Raw genomic sequence first — 20,766 nt, 5'->3', positions numbered from 1 at the left:
AAATTTAAAAACAAACAAAATGAAAATATCATTTAAATATATATCTTATTTTTTCCTATTCATTTTAGGAATAAGTATGACGCTTACTTCGTGTACGGACGATTTAAACGTGACTCCAAAGGATGATGATGAATTCTTGTCAGAAACCTTTTTTCAAGATCCGGCTTCATATAAAGAAGTATTAGCAAAATTATATGCTGGTTTATATGTAGGAGGTAATGATGGTGATGGTACTGCTGATATTGCAGGACTTGGAGGTGACTTTAGCAGTTACTTACGTTTACTTTTTGTAACACAAGAGTTTACAACCGACGAAGCAATTATTGCCTGGGCAGATGGTACTTTACCAACATTAAATTCTCAGACCTGGTCTCCGGCAAACGAATTTTTAGAAGGAACATTCTCAAGAGCATTTTATCACATTAGTGTTGCTAATGAATTCCTGAGGCAAACTACAGATGAAAAGCTTAATGCAAGAGGTGTTGATGCAAACTTAAAAGCTGATATCGCTAAATTTAGAGCTGAAGCTCGTTTCCTGAGAGCTTTCTCTTATTACAATTTGATGGATTTGTTCGGTAATGTGCCAATTACTACTGAGGCTGATCCTGTTGGATTCTTTTATCCGGTACAAAAATCAAGAGCTGAAGTTTTTGCTTTTGTTGAAGCTGAATTAAAAGACTTAGACAATAGTTTAGTAGCTTCAAAACAAAATGAATATGGTAGAGTAGATAAAACGGCAGCTAAATTTTTATTGGCACAAATTTATTTAAATGCTAAAGTATATACAGGAGTAGACAGAAGTAATGACGCAGCTACAGTATGTAGTGAAATAATTAGTGGTTCAGGATATACTTTTGCAAATGTTCCTTACCGTTATTTATTCTCTGCAGACAATAATACAAATGGTGCTCAGAGTGAAGTTATATTCCCAATTGTTGGCGATGGTAATGCAATTAGAGCAACAGGTGGAGGAATGAGTTTTATTATGCACGCTTCTATTGGAGGAAGCATGGATTATGCGACGAGAGGAATGGATGGTGGATGGCAGGGAATCAGAACTCGTAGAGAGTTTGTAAATCTTTTTCCTGACGAAACTGCAACTGCAGATAAGAGAGGAACATTCTACACAGACGGACAATCAAAAGATATTAAAAATGTTGGAACTTTCACAGATGGTTATGCTGTAACGAAATACATCAACAAAAAAGCGGATGGTTCTGCAGCTCAAAGAAATGATATCCCGGATATTGATTTTCCTATGTTTAGATTAACGGATGTGTATTTAATGTATGCAGAAGCAACTCTTAGAGGCGCTTCAAGCGGAAACATTGGTACAGCTTTAGGTTATATTAACCAAATTAGAGCAAGAGCAAATGCACAGCCAATTACTACTGCAGATTTAACCCTTGACTTTATTTTAGATGAAAGAGGAAGAGAATTATTTTGGGAATGCCACAGAAGAACAGATTTAATTCGTTTTGGAAAATTTACAGGAGGAAGTAAAATCTGGCAATGGAAAGGCGGTTCTGTAAATGGTACTTCAACTGAATCATTTAGAGATTTAATGCCAATTCCTGCAAGAAACATTCAGGCCAATCCAACTTTAAAACAAAATCCAGGATATTAATTAACCGTATAAACTAGAAATAAAAATGAAAAATATATATAAAATTTTAATCGCATTCGTTGGTGTATTAGCAGTATCGTGTAATGCAGATGATGTAGAAAACAGACCAGTTATTGAAGCGGCTACAGCTCCGGTATTATTAACTCCAAAATCAGACTTTAGTATTGTACTTTCTAAAGATACAGAGAATGATGTGGCTACAACTGTAATTTGGAATGATGCACAATATAGCGGTACACAAACAGTAGTAAACTATACTATTGAAGTAGCAAAAGCAGGAACTAGTTTTGCAGCTCCGGTTGTTGTTGCAAATACTACTGAGAGATTTAAAAGCTTAACGGTTGCGGAATTAAATTCAGCATTAGTTAATGGTGGTTTTGTTGAAAGACAAGAGAATAAAGTTGATATCCGTATCAAATCAGTTGTTGGTGCTTCAGGACTTCCTCAATATTCTAATGTTTACACAATTACAGCTACACCTTATCACGTGCCATTAGCAAGTTCACACTGGTTAGTAGGAGCTGCAACTCCAGGCGGATGGACATGGGCAGGAGATGCTGAAACAGAATTCCCATTAGTTGTAGGTAAAACAGATGTTTACCAGGTAACTGTTGTTCTTATAAGCGGAGAAGCATTTAGAGAATTTTTAGGAAACAACTTTACAAGTGATGGTAACTGGGATGCAAGTCATAATTATACTTACTATTCAGGTGCAGGTTATACTATCGATTCAGAATTAGTAAACGCTGGTGACGGTGATAACAATTTTAAATATACTGGGCCAACAGGATCTAGAGTTTTAAAAATTGACAACGTTGCAAAAACTATAACATTAGATTAATTTTTAGTGTAAATAATTTAAAGGCTATCTACGGATAGCCTTTTTTATAAACTATACAATTATGAAAAAAACTTTACTATTATTTTTCCTTTTGTTGTCAGCAATTACATTTGCTCAACAGCAAACGGTAACTTATGCTGTGAGTCCGTCCCCTTTTGAAGATACAACCCCTATTACGATTACAATTAACGGAAGCAGTATTAATGAAACGACATGGGGCATAAACACAACTCATGAATTATATCTTTGGTCGTGGTCTTATGATATAAGCGATGCAAATCAAATGGATTCTCCATCTAATGGAGGTTGGACAGTTTCTGCAGAAGCCAGTAAGTTTACTTACAATGCCGGAACAGATACGTATACGAAAACATTTACGCCATCTGTCTATTTCAATAGAAATGGAATTGGTAAAATAGGTTTTCTGGTTAAAGCGAAAGACGGAACCGGATCAAAACAATCACAAGATATTCTTATAGAAGTGGGATCTTTTCAGGTAACATTAACTGCACCGGCTGAAAACAGTACTACAATTGTAGCTTCGGGATCAAGTTTTAATATTGCAGCAACAAATACAAATGGAGCGGCAAGTTATTCCTTAAAAGCAAACGGAACAGTAATCAATACAAATACCAGTACGGCAAATTACTCGTATTCTCAAACAAATATTACAACGAATCAAACATATGAATTAGCAGTAACTCAGGGTGCGACAACTATTTCTAAAAAGTTTTCGGTTGTTGTAAATCCAATTACAGTTTCAGAAGCAATGCCTTCAGGTTTGGTTGACGGAATAAATTATAATACTGCAGATGCTACAAAAGCAACTTTGGTTCTGGATGCACCTTTAAAAGATTTTGTTTACGTTGCAGGAAGTTTCAATAACTGGCAGCCTTCATCGGCGTATGCCATGAAAAAAGATCCTGCTTCGGATAAATTCTGGTTAGAATTGACGGGATTGGTTTCGGGTGTAAATAATACGTATCAATATTGGGTGGTCGAAACAGCTCCAATTGCAAATTCACCTTCATTGGTAAAAACGGCTGATCCTTATTCAACTTTAGTATTGTCGCCTTATGATGATGCTGGAATTCCTGCTGCTTCATATCCAAATATGCCGGTTTATCCTGCAGGACAAAACTTTGAAGTAACGGTTCTTAAAACGGGGCAAACTCCATACAACTGGCAAGTAACCAATTTTACAAAACCAGAAAAAGATAAATTAGTAGTTTATGAAGTTTTGGTTCGCGATTTTGATGCAGCCAGAAGTTATCAAAGCTTAATTGACAGAATAGATTATTTTAAAAATCTAAAAATAAATGCTATCGAATTAATGCCTGTAATGGAGTTTGAAGGCAATGAAAGTTGGGGTTATAATACTTCGTTTCATATGGCTTTGGATAAATTTTACGGTACATCTGATAAGTTAAAAGAATTTATTGATTTATGTCATCAAAACGGAATTGCAGTTATTCTGGATGTAGCTTTAAATCACGCTTTCGGACGTAATCCAATGGTTCGTATGTGGATGAATGATCCTGATGGAGATGGCTTTGGTTCACCAACAACTGAAAACCCATATTTTAATACCGTTGCAAAACACAGTTATAGTGTTGGAGAAGATTTTAATCATCAGTCATTAAAAACGCAATATTATGTTGATCGCGTCATCAAACAATGGATTGAAGAATACAAAATTGATGGTTTCCGTTGGGATTTAACAAAGGGATTTACACAGCTTTGTACAGCATCAGATGAAGCGTGTACAAACGCATATCAACAAGACAGAGTTGATGTTTTAAAGAAATATGCTGATTATTCATGGGGTCTTGATCCTACACATTATACTATTTTTGAGCATTTAGGAACTGATGCCGAAGAACAGCAATGGGCAAATTACAGAGTTACTGAAACGCCAAGTAAAGGCGTTATGATGTGGGGAAAAATGACAAAACCATACAATCAATTGTCAATGGGATATGCAACTGAAAGCGATATTTCTAAAATGACAAGTGCCAGCCGCGGTTTTACAGCAAACCGATTAATGGGTTATGCCGAAAGTCATGACGAAGAACGTTTAATGTATAAAAATGTACAATATGGAGCTTCAAGTGGAACTTATAATGTAAAAACATTAAATACTGCATTATCAAGAATGTCTGCAATTGGAGCAGTTTCATTATTAATTCCTGGTCCAAAAATGATTTGGCATTTTGGAGAATTAGGTTGGGATAGTTCTATTTTTACATGTAACAATAATGCTGTAAATACAGATGAAGATGCTGCTTCCGGAAATTGTAAATTAGATACAAAACCGCAGCCTCAATGGGTAAATAACTGGATAGGAAATTCAAACCGAAACAAAATTTATTACGATTGGGCAAAAATGATTACCCTAAAAACGACTGAACCTGTGTTTTTAGGAACGCCTGCAATTACAGCTGGTAATTCATTATCTGTAAATATAAAAATCACCAATGATAACCTGACAGCTGCACAATTAAAAGACGTTTTGATTATCGCTAATTTTGATGTTACTGCCAAAAATGTTGCTACAGGATTTAAATATACCGGAACCTGGTATAATTTAATGGATAATACAACTATTGAGGTTACAGATGTAAATGCCGCTATAAATTTACCGGCTGGAGAATATAGAATTTATGGTAACAAACAAGCAAATTTGGCTATAGCCGATTTTGAAAAAGGAAACACGGTTACCTTATATCCAAATCCGGTTTCAAACTATTTTACATTGAATGCTGCAACAACCAAAGTTCAGGTTTATGCAATGACAGGACAATTAGTAAAAAGCTTCAATACAAACGGAAATGCAGATTTTCAGTTTGTTGTAAGCGATTTAAAAACGGGATTATATATCGTAAAAGCTTTTGATGAAAATGACAAAGTTCAGGTAATGAAGTTTATCAAAAAATAAATTTTGAGCATCATTTGATATTCAAAAAGATTTGAAAATTTGGTTTTATTTAGTAATGCAAAAAGGGTTGTCTGGAAATTTAGACAGCCCTTTTGTTTTTTTTTAATGAATGTTTTTTGAATATTAGTTATTTCTTTTTGTGATTGTATTCTCCAATTACAGCAAAATAACCAAAAGTACCCAATCCTAAAACAATTAGCGGAGTCAGGATAAAAAGAATGATGATTCCAAATACCAAATCATCTTGTTTGTCTGAGAGTAATTTAGGCAGCCCAAATTCAAACACACAAAAATACGCAGCGGCAAGTGCTAATATGCCCCATAAAACACCTAAAATTTGTTTAATTGCATTCATCATAGTCTATAGATATTAGATATTAAAGGTGATTCGTTTTGTTTTTATTATCGATATAAATCATCCCAATTACAAAGCAGACCGAAGCAATAATAATTGGATACCAAAGTCCTTCAAGGTAAAATTCAGGTTTTCCGTTCGCTTTTGCATGAGTTACAAAATAAGTCGAAATCGCGGGCAGCAGACCTCCAAAAATTCCATTTCCTACATGATAAGGAAGAGACATTGAAGTATATCTGATTTTAGTTGGAAACATTTCGACTAAAAATGCTGCGATAGGACCGTAAACCATTGTAACAAATATAACCTGAATGAAAACCAAAAAAATTAATGTCCATTCATCGCCTGAATTTATACCAATTGAAATACTGCTTTGAGATTCTTTTTTAGTACTAAAATCTGTCTTCTTTTCAATGTACGTAGTTCCGTCAGTATAAGTTTTTGAAATTGAGGTAATTATGTCGTTATTTGCGGTTTTTTCGACATTTTGTGTGGTTTTTTCTACGATTTCAGTTTTATAATTTACATCCGTCGTGTTGTACATCATTTTATAGATAGGCCTGTAGAATAAGATTGCCAGCAACATGCCAAGCATCATAATATATTTTCTGCCCACTTTATCGCTCAGCCATCCAAAAACAATAAAAAACGGAGTTCCCAATAATAAAGAAATTCCCAATAATCCATCTACTTGCGACGAATCTATATTCATTACCGTTTTCATGAAACTCATGGCATAAAATTGTCCGGTATACCAAACAACGCCTTGTCCCATTGTGGCTCCAAATAATGCCAGTAAAACAAATTTTAAATTATATCGGTTTCCGAAGCTTTCTTTTAATGGGTTTTTGCTCGTTGTACCTTCTTTTTTTGCTTTTGCGAAGACCGGAGATTCATCCATGTTTTTTCGGATTAAATACGAAACGCCAACCATTACAATAGAAACCCAAAACGGAACACGCCATCCCCAGGAATCAAAATCTGCAGCAGAAAGTACATTTTTAGTAGCCAATATTACCATTAAAGAAATAAACAGACCAACAGTTGCCGTGGTTTGAATCCAGGAAGTCCAATATCCTTTTTGTCCCACAGGAGCATGTTCAGCAACATACGTCGCCGCGCCGCCATATTCTCCTCCAAGTGCTAATCCTTGCAATAAACGAAGAATTAAAACTAATAAAGGTGCTAAAAATCCAATTGTTTCGTAACTAGGAATACAGCCTATTAAAAAAGTAGAACCTCCCATTAATAATAAGGTAGCCATAAAAGTATATTTACGGCCAATGATATCACCAAGTCTTCCAAAAAATAAAGCTCCAAAAGGGCGAACGACAAATCCGGCCGCAAAAGTTGCCAAAGTAGATAAAAATGCTGCGGTAGGATTATCACTCGGAAAGAATTTTGTGGAAATAACAACGGCTAAACTTCCAAAAATATAGAAATCATACCATTCAATCATAGTTCCCATTGAGGAAGCTGAAATCACTTTCCAAATGCCTTTTGTAGAAGTTTTACTCATAAAATAGTTTGTGTTCTTGTTACTAAATAAAAGTATAAAGTATTATTTTACGAATATAAAAGATATTTCTTTATTTAATTGATACTTTTTTAACAAAATGATATAATTGTTGAATTTACACTTTTTGGTAATTAAAAGTTTACAAATGAGACTGTTTTTTTACGCAAAGGCGAAAAGGTTCGCAAACTTTTGATAATTAACTTTGCGAACCTTTGCGTAAATCTTGCGTTTCTTTGCGGTAAAATTTTATTGGAATTTGGAATTTAAAAAAAATTGGAATTTTCCAGAAGTATAAAAAACAAAAAACCCGAATATTTCTATTCGGGTTTTGTGGTACCTCCAGTCCCGAGGCTTCGGGAGAACCAGGGATATTATGATTTTCTTTTAGACAAGATATCTTTTAAAATAGAAGGATCTGCAATTATTTTGTTATTAAAAGTTTTGCTTTTCATTCTTTTAATAAATTTTTCTAAATAAATAGCTTCTTCTCTGTCAATACAATCTACGGTTAAAACAATTTTCCAATCTTTAGCTATTTTTGTAAATGAGTTTGAATAAAAATGATTTTGATGTTTTTCAATTCTGCTTTCTAAATCGTTGGTTTCGCCGATATAAAATTTTTGAGATGAGTCTGAGTAAAGAATATATAAGTAGTGCATTTGTAAAAAGTATAAAAAACAAAAAACCCGAATATTTCTATTCGGGTTTTGTGGTACCTCCAGTCCCGAGGCTTCGGGAGAACCAGGGATATTATGATTTTCTTTTAGACAAGATATCTTTTAAAATAGAAGGATCTGCAATTATTTTGTTATTAAAAGTTTTACTTTTCATTCTTTTAATAAATTTTTCTAAATAAATAGCTTCTTCTCTGTCAATACAATCTACGGTTAAAACAATTTTCCAATCTTTAGCTATTTTTGTAAATGAGTTTGAATAAAAATGATTTTGATGTTTTTCAATTCTGCTTTCTAAATCGTTGGTTTCGCCGATATAAAATTTTTGAGATGAGTCTGAGTAAAGAATATATAAGTAGTGCATTTGTAAAAAGTATAAAAAACAAAAAACCCGAATATTTCTATTCGGGTTTTGTGGTACCTCCAGTCCCGAGGCTTCGGGAGAACCAGGGATATTATGATTTTCTTTTAGACAAGATATCTTTTAAAATAGAAGGATCTGCAATTATTTTGTTATTAAAAGTTTTACTTTTCATTCTTTTAATAAATTTTTCTAAATAAATAGCTTCTTCTCTGTCAATACAATCTACGGTTAAAACAATTTTCCAATCTTTAGCTATTTTTGTAAATGAGTTTGAATAAAAATGATTTTGATGTTTTTCAATTCTGCTTTCTAAATCGTTGGTTTCGCCGATATAAAATTTTTGAGATGAGTCTGAGTAAAGAATATATAAGTAGTGCATTTGTAAAAAGTATAAAAAACAAAAAACCCGAATATTTCTATTCGGGTTTTGTGGTACCTCCAGGGATCGAACCAGGGACACATGGATTTTCAGTCCATTGCTCTACCATCTGAGCTAAGGTACCTTTGTGGGCTTATTGCGGGTGCAAAGATAGAATCATTTTCCGTTTATCCAAAACATTTTTTTAAAAAAATCAATTCGTATCTTCGCAGTGGTAAAAAAATAAATATGATTTTAACTGTTGATGTTGGTAATACTCGAATTAAAGCTGCTGTCTTTGAGGAGAGTAATCTTCTTGAGAATTTTGTTTTTGAGAAAAATGAACTTGAAAAAAAAATTCGAAAAATTTTAGAAAAATTTCAAAATTGCTCCGATTTGGTTGTTGCTTCGGTGGGAAATATCGAAAAACAATCTTTTTTGACTTTCGAAAAGCAGTTAAAAATTCATTTTTTAACACATGAGGATATTTTTCCCTTTACAAATAAATATGCCACGCCAAAAACTCTCGGAATCGACAGGATGGTTTTGGCTGCAGGAGCAACTTTACAGTTTCCTAAACAAAACAGATTAGTAATTGATGCCGGAACTTGCATTACCTACGATTTTATCGACGAAAATGACAATTATCTGGGCGGAGCAATTTCTCCGGGCTTGCGTTTGCGATACGAAGCTTTGCATAATTACACGGCCAAACTGCCTTTACTGACTTTTGAATTGCCGAAACAATATATAGGAAACTCGACTCAACAAGCGATTCATTCCGGAGTTGTAAATGGGTTCGTCTATGAGATTGACGGTTTTATCGATGAATATCAGGCAAATTTTTCAAATTTTATAATAATTTTAACGGGAGGAGATGCAGAATTTTTGGCTAAACGATTAAAAAATACCATATTTGCCAATTCAAATTTCCTTTTAGAAAGTTTGAACCAAACATTTCAATATAAAATCGACAATGATTAAAAAAATTATAGTAAGCGCTTGTTTGCTTATCTCGTTCGTTTCATTCGCTCAACAAGGTACTGCTTCACCTTATTCTTTTTACGGAATTGGTGACGTAAGATTTAAAGGAACTCTTGAATTTAGATCTATGGCAGGAGTTGCGGTAGAGCAGGATAGTATTCACATGAATATTGAAAATCCGGCAAGTTATGCTGGTTTGGGACAAACAACTTTTACAGTAGGTGGTACTTTTGGAACTTCTACATTAAAAACAGATGCTGAATCTGCAAAAGCACAACGATCTACTTTCGATTATTTAGCAGTAGGAATTCCAATGGGTAAATTTGGAGCTGCATTTGGTTTGATTCCGGTTACTTCTGTTGGATATCAAATTAGAAACGATCAAACTGCTATTCCGGACGGGACAAGTTCTCAGCTTACCGGAACAGGCGGGGTAAATAAAGTATATTTTGGTTTAGGATATAAAATCAAACCACATTGGACTATCGGTGCAGATGCGCAATATAACTTCGGGAAAATAACAACAAAAAGTGTTGAGCTTGTAAGTGGTGTACAAAATGCAACTCAGGAAACTAATGCTTCTGAATTATCTGGTGTAAGTTTGAGTATTGGTACAATGTATCAAAGAAAGATTTATAAAAAAGTATCTTTATTTACAAGTTTAAGCTACAGTTTTGCAAGTACATTAAATTCTAATAGTACAAGAACTATTGCAGTTGATGGTGATCCGGATCCTATAACATTTGATCCGAATGAAAGTAACCTGAAATTGCCAAACAAACTAACGTTTGGAGTTGGTATTGGTGAAGCAAGAAAATGGTTAATAGGTACAACAATGTCTTTTCAGGGTAATGGAGAATTTGCGAATTACTATAATTCAGCTCAAAATGTACATTACGAAAAATATCAAAAATATGCTTTAGGAGGATATTATATCCCAAATTATACCTCGTTTTCAAGCTATATGAGCCGTATTACTTATAGAGCAGGTTTAAAATATGAAAAAATTGGATTGGTGATCAATAACGAATCAATCAATGATGTTGGAATGACTTTAGGGGCCGGAATTCCAATTGGCGGAGGTTCTTTCTCTAATATAAATCTTGGAATTGAATTTGGAAAAAGAGGAACTACGTCTTCAAACCTTGTTCAGGAGAACTATTTAAATTTTAGCGTAGGTTTTTCTCTTAACGACAAATGGTTTATTAAGAGTAAATTCAATTAAACATTAGTTTAAGCTCTCATTACAATTTACTACATTTGGCAAATGAATTTACCAAAGACATATATTATAAACGTTGTCACAGTTCTCGCTGTGACGCTGTTTTTTGGATGCGAAAGTAATTTTAAAGAAGTTCAGAAAATCAACTTTTCAGAATTTGTTCCGGGAAGTGATGCCGATACCGTAAATATTAAATATACTGATTCCGGACGCATAACAGGGGTTTTAAAAAGCCGGAAAATGCTGGATTATTCAAATCTTGATTTTCCTTTTACAGAATTTCCCAAAGGAATTGACGTTACTTTATACGATAAAAAACAAAAGCGTACTTTTATAAAAGCAAATTATGCTGTTTCGTATAAAAATACCGGAATAATAGATTTGCAGGGAAAAGTAAAAATTACATCAGAAGCAGGACAGATGTTAGAAACAGAACAACTGTATTTTGATCAAAAAAATGAATGGTTTTACACCGAAAGAAAATTTAAGCTTACTGATGCAAAAGGAATTTCAAACGGACAGGGGATAGATTTTAGTAAAGACTTTAAAGTGATTAACTCGCAGCGAATAAGCGGTGAAATTGAATCAGACGAAAAAATATAGATTATGAATTATTTGAAATATACACAATACGTTTACTTATTAATCGCAGCTGCTTTTATTTATGACGGCTTTACAAAACTAGACAGTGGTCCATGGTTGAGTTTTATAATTGCAGGAGTAAGTGTTTTTATGTTTTTCTTCAGGAGAAAATTCTCGAAGAAATTTGATGATCATTATAAAAACCAATAAAAAATGGAGATTAGTATTATAATACTATGTTTAATACTATCAGCCTTTTTTTCAGGAATGGAAATAGCTTTTATTTCCTCGAATAAAATTTATCTTGAAATTGAAAAAAAGCAAGATAACTTTCTATCACAAGTTCTAACGAAACTTACAGAGAATCCGTCAAAATTTATAGCGGCAATGCTTATTGGTAACAATGTGGCATTAGTTGTTTATGGATTTTTCATGGGAGATTTAATTCTAAATGGTATTACCAATTTAGGATTTCATTTTTCTGATTTGACAAGTTTGCTTGTTCAAACTGTAATTTCGACTTTTATAGTGTTGATTACTGCGGAGTTTTTCCCCAAAGTCTTTTTTCAGATTTATGCCAATTCATTAATTAAGTTTTTTGCAATTCCGGCTTATTTATTCTATCGATTCTTTTATTATATCTCCACTTTTTTCATTTGGATTTCGGATTTTGTTTTGAAAAAATTTTTCAAGACAGAAGGAGATCAGGTACAATTGTATTTTAGTAAAATAGAACTCGGAAACTACATTACAGAACAAATGAATTCTGTTGAAGACGATGAAGAGGTAGATTCAGAAATTCAGATTTTTCAAAATGCATTAGGATTTTCAGGCGTAAAAGCGCGTGATATTATGACGCCACGTACCGAAATAGTCGACATTGATTTATTTGACAGTATTTCAGACCTTAAGGAATTATTTATCGAAACAGGTTATTCTAAAATCGTAGTGAGTCAAAATTCACTCGATGATATTGTAGGTTATGTGCATTCATTTGATTTGTTTAAAAAGCCTGCAACAATAAAATCGGTTTTAATGACTGTAGAATTTGTTCCTGAAACCATTTTGATAAAAGATGCTTTGAATTTACTAATCAAAAAGCGAAAGAATGTTGCTGTTGTTTTAGACGAATATGGCGGAACTGCGGGTATTATAACCATCGAAGATATCGTAGAAGAGCTTTTTGGAGAAATTGAAGACGAACATGATTCCGAAGAAGAAGAACTGATCGAAAAAGAGTTGGGAGAAGGTAAGTATTTGTTTTCGACTCGTTTAGATGTTGAGTATTTAAATGAAACTTATAAGTTAACGATCCCGGAAGAAGATTCTTACGGAACTTTAGGTGGTTTTATTGTTAATTATACCAAGGAAATCCCTCAAAAGGGCGATGAAATCGTGATTGACAGCTATTATTTCGTGATCGAAGAGGCGACAAACAAGAAAATAGAATTGGTAAAAATGACAATAAAAGAGTAGTTTTTTTATTAATTAAAAAAAATTGTGTAAAATAAAAGGCTAGTTGTATTGTTATTAACTAGATAATTGTATTTTCGCAAACTGAATATAAAATTAACGATAATAAGAAATGGCAGTTTTAGCAAAAATTAGACAGCGTTCCGCTTTATTGATAGGAGTTATTGCACTTGCATTATTTGCATTTATAATACAAGATCTATTTACTAAGGGAAGTTTTGGTCAAAGTTCAAAAGATGTAGGAAGCATCGACGGAAAAGATATTTCATTTGAAGACTTTAGAGTTAAAGTTAGTAATGTTGAAAAAAGTGGTCAAGGAATTACTTCCACTGAAGCTGCAAACAGAGTTTGGGATCAAGAGGTTTCAATCGCATTATTATCAGCTCAGTTTGATAAATTAGGATTAAGAGTTGGTGAAAAACACCTGCTTGAAGTTTTAAAATCAGATCCGAATATTGGTAAAAACCCAATGTTTTTAAATGCAGCTGGTGCTTTTGATGTAGTAAAATTCAAGGAATACTTTAAAACCAATCCTGAAGCGGCGCAATATATTTCTGAAAAAGAAAAAGATGCTGAATTAAACGCAAAATATCAAATTTACAATACATTAGTAAAATCTGGACTTTACACTACTGCTAGTGAAGGAAAGTTGAAATATGAAATGGAAGCTAACAAAGTAAACTTTGCTTATGCTGCTGCATTATATTCTTCTATTAAAGATAGCGATGTAAAAATTTCAGATGATGATATTGTTGCTTATATGAAGAAAAACGAGAAAAAATTCAAAGCGGATGAAACTCGTGAAATTCAATACGTTTTAGTTGAAGACAAAGCTTCTAAAGAAGATGAGGCTGAAATTAAAGCTAAAATCACTGCTTTATTAAACGGTAGAGTAGAGTATAATGCAAAAACAGGAAGAAACGATACTTTAGCAGGTTTTAGAAACGCAACTAACATTGCTGAATTTGTAAACTCAAATTCTGATGTTCCTTACGATTCTACTTATGTAGCTAAAAATTCTTTACCGGCAGTTGATGCTGATAAATTATTCAGTTTGCCTGCAGGTTCAATCTACGGACCATATGTTTTTGGAAGATACTATGCTATTTCTAAATCTTTAGGGTTTAAAGCTGGTGTTAACGCAAAAGCAAGTCATATTTTAATTGCTTACGAAGGATCTCAAACTCCAAATGCAAAAGAAAAAAGAACTAAAGAAGAAGCAAAAGCTAAAGCTGAAGAAATTTTAGCTCAGGTTCAGGCTAATCCGGACAGTTTCATGATGCTGGCTTTTACAAATTCTGATGATTCATCTGCACAACAAGGTGGTGATTTAGGATATTTTGGTCCAAACCAAATGGTAAAACCATTCAATGATTTTGTATTCAGTAATGGAATTGGAAAAATTGGTTTGGTTGAAACTCCTTTTGGATTTCACATTATCAAAATTACAGATAAACAAGACGGAATTCGTTTAGCTACAATTGCTCAAAAAATTGAGCCTTCTGAAGCTACTTCTGATAAAGTATTTACATTGGCAACTAAGTTTGAAATGGACGCTGCTAATAAAGATTTTAATGCTACAGCAAAAGAATTAGGTTTAAAAGTTGCTCCTCCGGTAACTGCAAAAGCTATGGATGAAGCGTTTGGACCATTAGGAAACCAACGTAACATCATTAGATGGGCATACGATAAAGAAACAAGTAAAGGTGATGTAAAACGTTTTGAAATTGCTAATATTGGTCACGTAATTGCACAATACAAAAGCGAAAACAAATCAGGTTTAGTATCAGTTACTTTGGCAAGACCTTATGTTGAGCCAATATTGAAAAACAAGAAAAAAGCTGAAATGCTAAAAGCCAAAATGACAGGTTCAAGCCTTGAAGCTATTGCTAAAAGTGCTGGTGTAGCTGTTCAGCAAGCTGCTAATGTTACGCTTGATAATCCGGTTTTACCTGGTGGAGTTGGACAAGAGCCTAAAGTTGTTGGAAATGCATTTGCTTTAGCTGCAAATAAAATTTCTGCTCCAATTGAAGGAAATACAGGAGTTTATGTTGTTAAAAATATTAGCACTGTAAAAGCGCCTGCAATTGCTAATCACGCAGAATATGTTGCAAAAGTAAAAGCTCAAAGCGCATCTGATGCAAGCAGAATTTTACCAGCGTTGAAAAACAATGCTAAAATTGAAGATAACAGATTACAATTTAATTACTAATATTAAGTAAATAAATAAAAATATAAAACCCGAAATGTTCATTTGAATGTTTCGGGTTTTTTATGCGTTTAAGTTTTAAGAAATTCTTTGTCAAAGTAAAACTGTAATCAGTCATTACACGTATATCACTGTGAACAAGAATTATTAGCAATTATTTTAAAATAGGAATTGATTTTTTTCTTTTTTTTGGTTTTTTAAACAGATTTGAAATATTTTTTGTAATAATTACCTACATATTCTGGATAGTTCTATAGGAATAATCGAAATATAATCTGAAAAATTTGGGAAATTCAAAATATTACAGTTAATTTGTTCGGATTTTATTTTAACAAAATGTTTGATTTGGAAAATGTTAGAATAAAAATCTAAAAACAATATGTAACCAAAAACCTTAATAATCAAACATTTAATATTTATATGTTTAATTTCTTGAAAAGAAAACCTAGAGTATATTCCAAAATTGAAAACCATATATATGGAATCATTACGGAACTTTTAAAACTTGCCGCAACTGACATCAATGTTGATGAATTGGGAGGGAAGTATTATTTAAGTAACGAAGAACAGCACTTTAAGGTTACAGTATTAAGTAATGATTATGTTATCAGACTAACGAATACTTGTGATTCTGTAGCGGAGAAATATGAGAAAAATTTTGTGGAGGATGTTTTAAAAGCAATAAAGGAAGAAAAACATCGCAGAATGGAAGTCGTGTATGATTCTATAACAAACAGTATAGAAAAAATGGCAGAACGTTTGCATAATACATTGATCGAAACAAATGAGCAGGAAACTCAAAAGGTTCGCCGACTTGAGACCAAACATATTAAAAACAAAAAAGTGAACTATTAAGTTCACTTTTTTGTTTAAAGCAGATTTTAGAAAGGATATTTATCCCTGTAAAATCATTTCATCATAAGATAGTATAGTTTCATATCCTTTAGAAACAAAATATGCTGTTGGATTTTCTTTTGAAACGGCCATTACAAAATCACCGCCCCACGCACCAAGACTTTTTACAGCTCCGTTAAAATCAGGAAAAGCAATTTCTTTTATAGTTTGTATTTCCAGAATATTGCTCAAATGAATTTCATGCCTTTCAATGGCAAAGGCAAATTCCTTTACTGTTTTAGCATTTAAAATGGCATTTGTAATTTTGTTATTATCCAGTATGTTTTGTTCTAAATCTTCATTTTTATTGTTGTAATAAGCATTTATTGCAGTCTTACTATTTTGTTTTTTATTGAGATAAACAAAGTAAATATTTTTTGTAAAATCCGGATGAAACTCGATTGTTTCTATTATAGGTAAACCTTGCTCTAATCGATATATAATTGGGGTATTGTTTTGCGCGCAGGCAATATCATAGCCGCTGCCTCCAAAACTGTTTTTAAGTAGCTTAAAAGCATCAATTTTAGTCCATTGGGCAATATTATTTAATAATGTAGATGAAGTGCCTAAGCCCCAGTTTTTCGGAAAAGTAAGCTGTGTATTGATTTTATATCCTTTGGCGTTATCTATAAAATCAGGATTTAAAAGATAAGCTTCATGCAGAATATTAATTAAAGTCGATTTTACAGTTTCAATTTTAGAATCAATATTATTAATGATTTCAGAAAAAGAAATAATGTCTTCATACCAAAGATATTCGTCAAAATTATAGCTCGTCCATTGAATTTCCTGGTTTGAACCTGTTTCTACAATTAAATTTTGCCCAAATTTGGTTGGTAATGCAAAAGCCCTGGCACCATCAAGAACTAAATATTCGCCTGTAATTAAAAGTTTTCCGTTACTGTAAAAGGTTGTTTTCATTCTGTATTATATTTCAAATAAATCCCAAACATTTTAAATTCCAAATTCCAATTCGTATTGGGATTTGGAATTTTATTCGGAACTATAATTTTTGGAATTTAGGATCAGATTATTTTCTTAGATTTTCGATAAATTCAACTACAGCAGCGTGTGAAACGGCATTTTTCTTAAAATGACTTTTAATTAAATGACGTTCCTCTTCGTTGGCCTCAAATTGGTTGATGATATTGTTTAAGTGCATTTTCATGTGACCTTCCTGAATTCCGGTTGTAGTTAAAGAACGTAAAGCGGCAAAGTTTTGTGCTAAACCTGCAACGGCAACAATTTCCATTAATTCTTTTGCTGAAGGTTTTTCAAGAATCTCAAAACATAATTTTACCAATGGATGCAAAGATGTTAATCCGCCCACAGTTCCTAAAGCTAAAGGAATTTCGAGCCAAAAAGTGAATGTTCCGTTTTCTATTTTGGCATGAGATAAACTTGCATATTGCCCATTTTTTGAAGCATAAGCATGAACTCCGGCTTCAACAGCCCTAAAGTCATTTCCGGTTGCCAAAATCACGGCGTCAACACCATTCATGATTCCTTTATTGTGTGTGACAGCCCTAAAAGGTTCAACTTCGGCAATTTGAACGGCTTGTAGAAAACGCTCGGCAAATTCTTGCGGATTCGGAATATGTTTCTCTGTTAAATCTTCAATTGGACAGGAAACTTCGGCTCTTACAATGCAATTCGGAACATAATTAGATAAAATACTCATTACTACTTTCAGAGTTTCATCTTCTGAAAATAAATCAGAATTTTTAAACTCCTCTTTTAAAGTCGTTGCAAATTGCTCGAGACAAGAGTTAATGAAATTAGCACCCATACTATCTTTAGTTTCAAAAGTAGCATGAAGCTGAAAATAGTTTTCGAGTAAACTTCTTTTATCTTTTAGTTTTATATCTAAAATTCCGCCTCCGCGTTGTTGCATATTTTTAGTAATGCTTTGTGTGTCAGAGAAGAATTTTGGTTTTATCTGATCGAAGAATGACTTTAGTTTTTCAGCATTTCCATTGAAAGTAAAATGAACCTGGCCAATTTTTTCGGTATCAATTACTGTTGCTTTAAAACCTCCGCGAGTTGACCAGTATTTTGCTGCTTTTGAAGCTGCTGCAACAACAGAACTTTCTTCAATTGCCATCGGAATAGTTTTGTATTTTCCGTTTATTAGGAAATTAGGTGCAACTCCAAGTGGAATATATAAATTGGTAATCGTGTTTTCTATGAATTCATCATGCAGTTGCTGAAGCTTTTCGTCTGAATTCCAGTAATTTCTTATAATAGTTAGCGCTTCTTCAGGGTTTGAAAAATAGGTAGAAGCAATCCAGTTTATTTTTTCTTTTTTGGATAATTTAGAAAATCCGGCAACAGCGTTGTTCATTCTCAGTATATTAAATAATAATGTTATAGCAAAGATACCATTTTAAGGGTTTTCTTTGCAATGTATTTAGAATTTGAAAAAGCGCAATCGTTATTTTTTTTAACATTTAACACTTAAAATGTGTATTATGTTTATTTTTTTTACTAAAATTGGGCTCTTTTTTATATTTAAATTAAATCTAATGAATACAGGTAAAATTACTGTTATATTTTTATTTTTAGTTGCTGCTGTTTTTGGCCAACAAAAAATTACGGTTGAAAATATTTATGGTGGAACTTTCAGGGCAAAAGGAATGGCAGAATTGCAATCCTTGAAAAACACAGATCAATATACTGTTCTGGATGTTGATCAGGCCAGCAGAAGTATGCAGATTGGTTTGTACGATTTTGGAACTTTAAAAAAAGTATCAAATTTAATCGATACTAAAAATCATAAGGAACTTGCTAACGGAATTGATAGTTATACTTTTGATGCTTCAGAAAAAAAGATTTTAATTGCATCGAATACCAATCAGATCTTTCGCCACTCCTTTACAGCTGATTTCTACTTATATGATATAGCTTCAAAATCATTAACAAAGCTTTTTGATCAGGTACAGGAACCAACTTTTTCCCCTGACGGAACTAAAATCGCTTATGCTAAAGAAAATAACCTGTATGTATATGACGTAGCTTCGAAAAAATCGACTGCTGTTACAACTGACGGAAAGAAAAATTCGATTATTAACGGTATTACGGATTGGGTTTATGAAGAAGAATTTGCTTTTGTCCGGGCTTTTGACTGGAGTAAAGACAGTAAAAAATTAGCTTACATTCGTTTTGACGAAAGTGCAGTTCCTGAATTTTCAATGTCGATGTTTCACAAGGATTTATATCCAACAATTGAAACGTTTAAATATCCTAAAGCAGGAGAAAAAAACTCAATAGTTTCATTACATATATATGATCCGGCCGGAAATAGCACTAAAAAAGTTGATTTAGGAAATTATAATGACTTTTATATCGCAAGATTACAATGGACAAATGATAACAATATATTATCGGCTCAGGTTTTAAACCGCCATCAGGACAACCTTGATTTATTATTTGTTGACGGAACAACTGCCGTAGCAAAAGTGGTTTTGAACGAAAAAGACAAAGCATATGTTGATGTGACGGATAATTTAACGTTCTTAAAAGATAACAGCTTTATCTGGACAAGCGAAAAAGACGGTTTTAATCATATTTATGTATATGATAAAACTGGAAAACTTAAAAATCAGGTTACAAAAGGAAACTGGGAAGTAGTATCGTACTACGGTTTCGACGAAAAAAACAAAACTATTTTCTACCAATCTACAGAAAATGGTTCTATCAACAGAGATATCTACAGAATTGGTTTAGACGGAAAAAACAAAGTACGTTTAACTTCAAAAGTTGGAACAAGTGCGGCGACTTTTAGTCCGAATTTCCAATACTTTATCACAACTTTCTCTAGCAATTTAGTGCCAACAACCTATACTTTAAACGAGGCTAAAACCGGAAAAGAAATTCAGGTCATCGAAAACAATCAGGCTCTTGCTGATAAATTGAAAGCATATAACTTGCCAGCTAAAGAATTTTTTGTTTTAAAAACAGCTAAAGGAAACGAACTTAACGCGTGGATTTTGAAACCGAAAGATTTTGATCCATCAAAAAAATATCCTGTTTTCATGTACCAATATTCTGGTCCGGGATCTCAGCAAGTAAACAACGATTGGAATAACAGCGATGATTACTGGTTTTTATCGCTTACACAACAAGGTTATATTGTAGCTTGTGTAGATGGTAGAGGAACTGGTTTTAAAGGTGCTGATTTTAAAAAAGTAACGCAAAAAGAATTAGGAAAATACGAAGTAGAAGATCAGATTGATGCTGCAAAAGTTATTGGGTCTTATCCTTATGTTGATGCGTCAAGAATTGGAATCTTCGGATGGAGTTATGGTGGATTTATGGCTTCGAACTGTATTTTTCAGGGGAACGATGTTTTCAAAATGGCAATTGCTGTTGCGCCGGTTACAAACTGGAGATTTTATGACAGCGTTTACACAGAAAGATACATGCAGACTCCACAGGAAAATGCGAGCGGATATGACCAAAATTCCCCAATAAATCACGTTGATAAATTAAAAGGTAAATTTTTATTGATTCACGGTTCTGGTGATGACAACGTTCATGTGCAAAACTCTATGCAAATGATGGAAGCTTTGATTCAGGCAAATAAACAATTTGATTCTCAGATATATCCAGATAAAAACCACGGTATTTTTGGTGGTAAAACGAGAATTCAGCTTTATAATAAAATGACTAACTTTATCAAAGAAAATCTATAATTTTTAAAATATTAACCTTAAATAATAATGAA

18 protein-coding genes and 1 tRNA gene are annotated in these 20,766 nt (G+C 32.9%); 11 read left to right on the top strand and 8 right to left on the bottom strand.

Annotation, left to right across the window (positions count from 1 at the left end; translation table 11 throughout):
- Positions 1-19: 19 nt before the first annotated feature.
- The 3 genes from ACZ0AH_RS21360 to ACZ0AH_RS21350 all read left to right on the top strand — a co-directional run bounded on the left by ACZ0AH_RS21360 (position 20) and on the right by ACZ0AH_RS21350 (position 5,406).
- Positions 20-1,627, top strand: coding sequence for a RagB/SusD family nutrient uptake outer membrane protein (locus ACZ0AH_RS21360; protein WP_463477760.1), 1,608 nt, complete (start codon positions 20-22; stop codon positions 1,625-1,627).
- 25 nt (positions 1,628-1,652) lie between these two features.
- Entirely contained in the window at positions 1,653-2,468 is an 816-nt protein-coding gene (locus ACZ0AH_RS21355; protein WP_463477759.1) for a SusE domain-containing protein, read from the top strand.
- A 61-nt stretch (positions 2,469-2,529) separates the two neighbouring features.
- The gene (locus tag ACZ0AH_RS21350) at positions 2,530-5,406 is read left to right on the top strand and encodes an alpha-amylase family glycosyl hydrolase (protein WP_463477758.1); all 2,877 of its coding nucleotides are present in this window, start codon (positions 2,530-2,532) and stop codon (positions 5,404-5,406) included.
- A 127-nt stretch (positions 5,407-5,533) separates the two neighbouring features.
- Here ACZ0AH_RS21350 and ACZ0AH_RS21345 read toward each other — a convergent pair whose 3' ends face one another.
- The 6 genes from ACZ0AH_RS21345 to ACZ0AH_RS21320 all read right to left on the bottom strand — a co-directional run bounded on the left by ACZ0AH_RS21345 (position 5,534) and on the right by ACZ0AH_RS21320 (position 8,821).
- The gene (locus ACZ0AH_RS21345; RefSeq protein ID WP_463478126.1) at positions 5,534-5,761 is read right to left on the bottom strand and encodes a DUF6814 family protein; all 228 of its coding nucleotides are present in this window, start codon (positions 5,759-5,761) and stop codon (positions 5,534-5,536) included.
- A gap of 22 nt (positions 5,762-5,783) precedes the next feature.
- On the bottom strand, positions 5,784-7,280 hold the full coding sequence (locus tag ACZ0AH_RS21340) for an MFS transporter (RefSeq protein WP_463477757.1): 1,497 nt from the start codon (positions 7,278-7,280) through the stop codon (positions 5,784-5,786).
- A 371-nt stretch (positions 7,281-7,651) separates the two neighbouring features.
- Positions 7,652-7,939: a GIY-YIG nuclease family protein gene (locus ACZ0AH_RS21335; protein WP_463477756.1), complete on the bottom strand. Its 288-nt coding sequence runs from the start codon at positions 7,937-7,939 to the stop codon at positions 7,652-7,654.
- A gap of 91 nt (positions 7,940-8,030) precedes the next feature.
- Positions 8,031-8,318 carry a GIY-YIG nuclease family protein gene (locus ACZ0AH_RS21330; RefSeq protein ID WP_463477756.1) on the bottom strand — a complete coding sequence of 96 codons (288 nt, stop codon included), beginning with the start codon at positions 8,316-8,318 and terminating at the stop codon, positions 8,031-8,033.
- Positions 8,319-8,409: 91 nt separating this feature from the next.
- Positions 8,410-8,697: a GIY-YIG nuclease family protein gene (locus ACZ0AH_RS21325; protein WP_463477756.1), complete on the bottom strand. Its 288-nt coding sequence runs from the start codon at positions 8,695-8,697 to the stop codon at positions 8,410-8,412.
- Between the two features lie 51 nt (positions 8,698-8,748).
- Positions 8,749-8,821: transfer RNA gene (locus tag ACZ0AH_RS21320), tRNA-Phe, on the bottom strand.
- A 104-nt stretch (positions 8,822-8,925) separates the two neighbouring features.
- Here ACZ0AH_RS21320 and ACZ0AH_RS21315 point away from each other — a divergent pair.
- From ACZ0AH_RS21315 to ACZ0AH_RS21285, 7 genes are all read left to right on the top strand, one after another.
- Positions 8,926-9,660, top strand: a complete 735-nt coding sequence (locus ACZ0AH_RS21315; RefSeq protein WP_463477755.1) for a type III pantothenate kinase — start codon at positions 8,926-8,928, stop codon at positions 9,658-9,660.
- On the top strand, positions 9,653-10,885 hold the full coding sequence (locus ACZ0AH_RS21310; RefSeq protein ID WP_463477754.1) for a hypothetical protein: 1,233 nt from the start codon (positions 9,653-9,655) through the stop codon (positions 10,883-10,885). Before ACZ0AH_RS21315 ends, ACZ0AH_RS21310 begins: the two co-directional genes overlap by 8 nt.
- A gap of 42 nt (positions 10,886-10,927) precedes the next feature.
- A complete protein-coding gene (gene lptC / locus ACZ0AH_RS21305; protein WP_463477753.1) occupies positions 10,928-11,485 on the top strand; it encodes an LPS export ABC transporter periplasmic protein LptC in 558 nt (185 codons plus the stop codon).
- Positions 11,486-11,488: 3 nt separating this feature from the next.
- Positions 11,489-11,674 (top strand): hypothetical protein, encoded by a 186-nt coding sequence (locus tag ACZ0AH_RS21300; protein ID WP_463477752.1) that lies wholly within the window; start codon positions 11,489-11,491, stop codon positions 11,672-11,674.
- A gap of 3 nt (positions 11,675-11,677) precedes the next feature.
- Positions 11,678-12,940, top strand: coding sequence for a hemolysin family protein (locus ACZ0AH_RS21295; RefSeq protein WP_463477751.1), 1,263 nt, complete (start codon positions 11,678-11,680; stop codon positions 12,938-12,940).
- A 109-nt stretch (positions 12,941-13,049) separates the two neighbouring features.
- Positions 13,050-15,149: a peptidylprolyl isomerase gene (locus ACZ0AH_RS21290; protein ID WP_463477750.1), complete on the top strand. Its 2,100-nt coding sequence runs from the start codon at positions 13,050-13,052 to the stop codon at positions 15,147-15,149.
- A gap of 429 nt (positions 15,150-15,578) precedes the next feature.
- Positions 15,579-16,001 carry a hypothetical protein gene (locus ACZ0AH_RS21285; protein ID WP_463477749.1) on the top strand — a complete coding sequence of 141 codons (423 nt, stop codon included), beginning with the start codon at positions 15,579-15,581 and terminating at the stop codon, positions 15,999-16,001.
- A gap of 39 nt (positions 16,002-16,040) precedes the next feature.
- Here the strand turns inward: ACZ0AH_RS21285 and ACZ0AH_RS21280 are convergent, their stop codons facing one another.
- Positions 16,041-16,961 (bottom strand): GYDIA family GHMP kinase, encoded by a 921-nt coding sequence (locus tag ACZ0AH_RS21280; RefSeq protein ID WP_463477748.1) that lies wholly within the window; start codon positions 16,959-16,961, stop codon positions 16,041-16,043.
- 109 nt (positions 16,962-17,070) lie between these two features.
- Positions 17,071-18,384 (bottom strand): hydroxymethylglutaryl-CoA reductase, degradative, encoded by a 1,314-nt coding sequence (locus tag ACZ0AH_RS21275; protein WP_463477747.1) that lies wholly within the window; start codon positions 18,382-18,384, stop codon positions 17,071-17,073.
- A gap of 181 nt (positions 18,385-18,565) precedes the next feature.
- Here ACZ0AH_RS21275 and ACZ0AH_RS21270 point away from each other — a divergent pair, with 181 nt between their 5' ends.
- A complete protein-coding gene (locus ACZ0AH_RS21270; RefSeq protein ID WP_463477746.1) occupies positions 18,566-20,734 on the top strand; it encodes a S9 family peptidase in 2,169 nt (722 codons plus the stop codon).
- Positions 20,735-20,766: the final 32 nt, after the last annotated feature.

The organism is Flavobacterium sp. AC105 (assembly GCF_979258495.1).
Note: the sequence above shows the minus strand (reverse complement) of the source record. Positions and strands in the feature narration are given on the sequence as shown.

Excerpts from the sequence above, each read along its gene's own strand:
- ACZ0AH_RS21295 (WP_463477751.1), top strand. The coding sequence starts at position 11,678 with ATGGAGATTAGTATTATAATACTATGTTTAATACTATCAGCCTTTTTT.
- ACZ0AH_RS21280 (WP_463477748.1), bottom strand. The coding sequence starts at position 16,961 with ATGAAAACAACCTTTTACAGTAACGGAAAACTTTTAATTACAGGCGAA.
- ACZ0AH_RS21340 (WP_463477757.1), bottom strand. The coding sequence starts at position 7,280 with ATGAGTAAAACTTCTACAAAAGGCATTTGGAAAGTGATTTCAGCTTCC.
- ACZ0AH_RS21335 (WP_463477756.1), bottom strand. The coding sequence starts at position 7,939 with ATGCACTACTTATATATTCTTTACTCAGACTCATCTCAAAAATTTTAT.
- ACZ0AH_RS21300 (WP_463477752.1), top strand. The coding sequence starts at position 11,489 with ATGAATTATTTGAAATATACACAATACGTTTACTTATTAATCGCAGCT.
- ACZ0AH_RS21345 (WP_463478126.1), bottom strand. The coding sequence starts at position 5,761 with ATGAATGCAATTAAACAAATTTTAGGTGTTTTATGGGGCATATTAGCA.
- ACZ0AH_RS21360 (WP_463477760.1), top strand. The coding sequence starts at position 20 with ATGAAAATATCATTTAAATATATATCTTATTTTTTCCTATTCATTTTA.
- ACZ0AH_RS21310 (WP_463477754.1), top strand. The coding sequence starts at position 9,653 with ATGATTAAAAAAATTATAGTAAGCGCTTGTTTGCTTATCTCGTTCGTT.
- ACZ0AH_RS21275 (WP_463477747.1), bottom strand. The coding sequence starts at position 18,384 with ATGAACAACGCTGTTGCCGGATTTTCTAAATTATCCAAAAAAGAAAAA.
- ACZ0AH_RS21330 (WP_463477756.1), bottom strand. The coding sequence starts at position 8,318 with ATGCACTACTTATATATTCTTTACTCAGACTCATCTCAAAAATTTTAT.
- lptC (WP_463477753.1), top strand. The coding sequence starts at position 10,928 with ATGAATTTACCAAAGACATATATTATAAACGTTGTCACAGTTCTCGCT.
- ACZ0AH_RS21290 (WP_463477750.1), top strand. The coding sequence starts at position 13,050 with ATGGCAGTTTTAGCAAAAATTAGACAGCGTTCCGCTTTATTGATAGGA.
- ACZ0AH_RS21355 (WP_463477759.1), top strand. The coding sequence starts at position 1,653 with ATGAAAAATATATATAAAATTTTAATCGCATTCGTTGGTGTATTAGCA.
- ACZ0AH_RS21325 (WP_463477756.1), bottom strand. The coding sequence starts at position 8,697 with ATGCACTACTTATATATTCTTTACTCAGACTCATCTCAAAAATTTTAT.
- ACZ0AH_RS21270 (WP_463477746.1), top strand. The coding sequence starts at position 18,566 with ATGAATACAGGTAAAATTACTGTTATATTTTTATTTTTAGTTGCTGCT.
- ACZ0AH_RS21350 (WP_463477758.1), top strand. The coding sequence starts at position 2,530 with ATGAAAAAAACTTTACTATTATTTTTCCTTTTGTTGTCAGCAATTACA.
- ACZ0AH_RS21315 (WP_463477755.1), top strand. The coding sequence starts at position 8,926 with ATGATTTTAACTGTTGATGTTGGTAATACTCGAATTAAAGCTGCTGTC.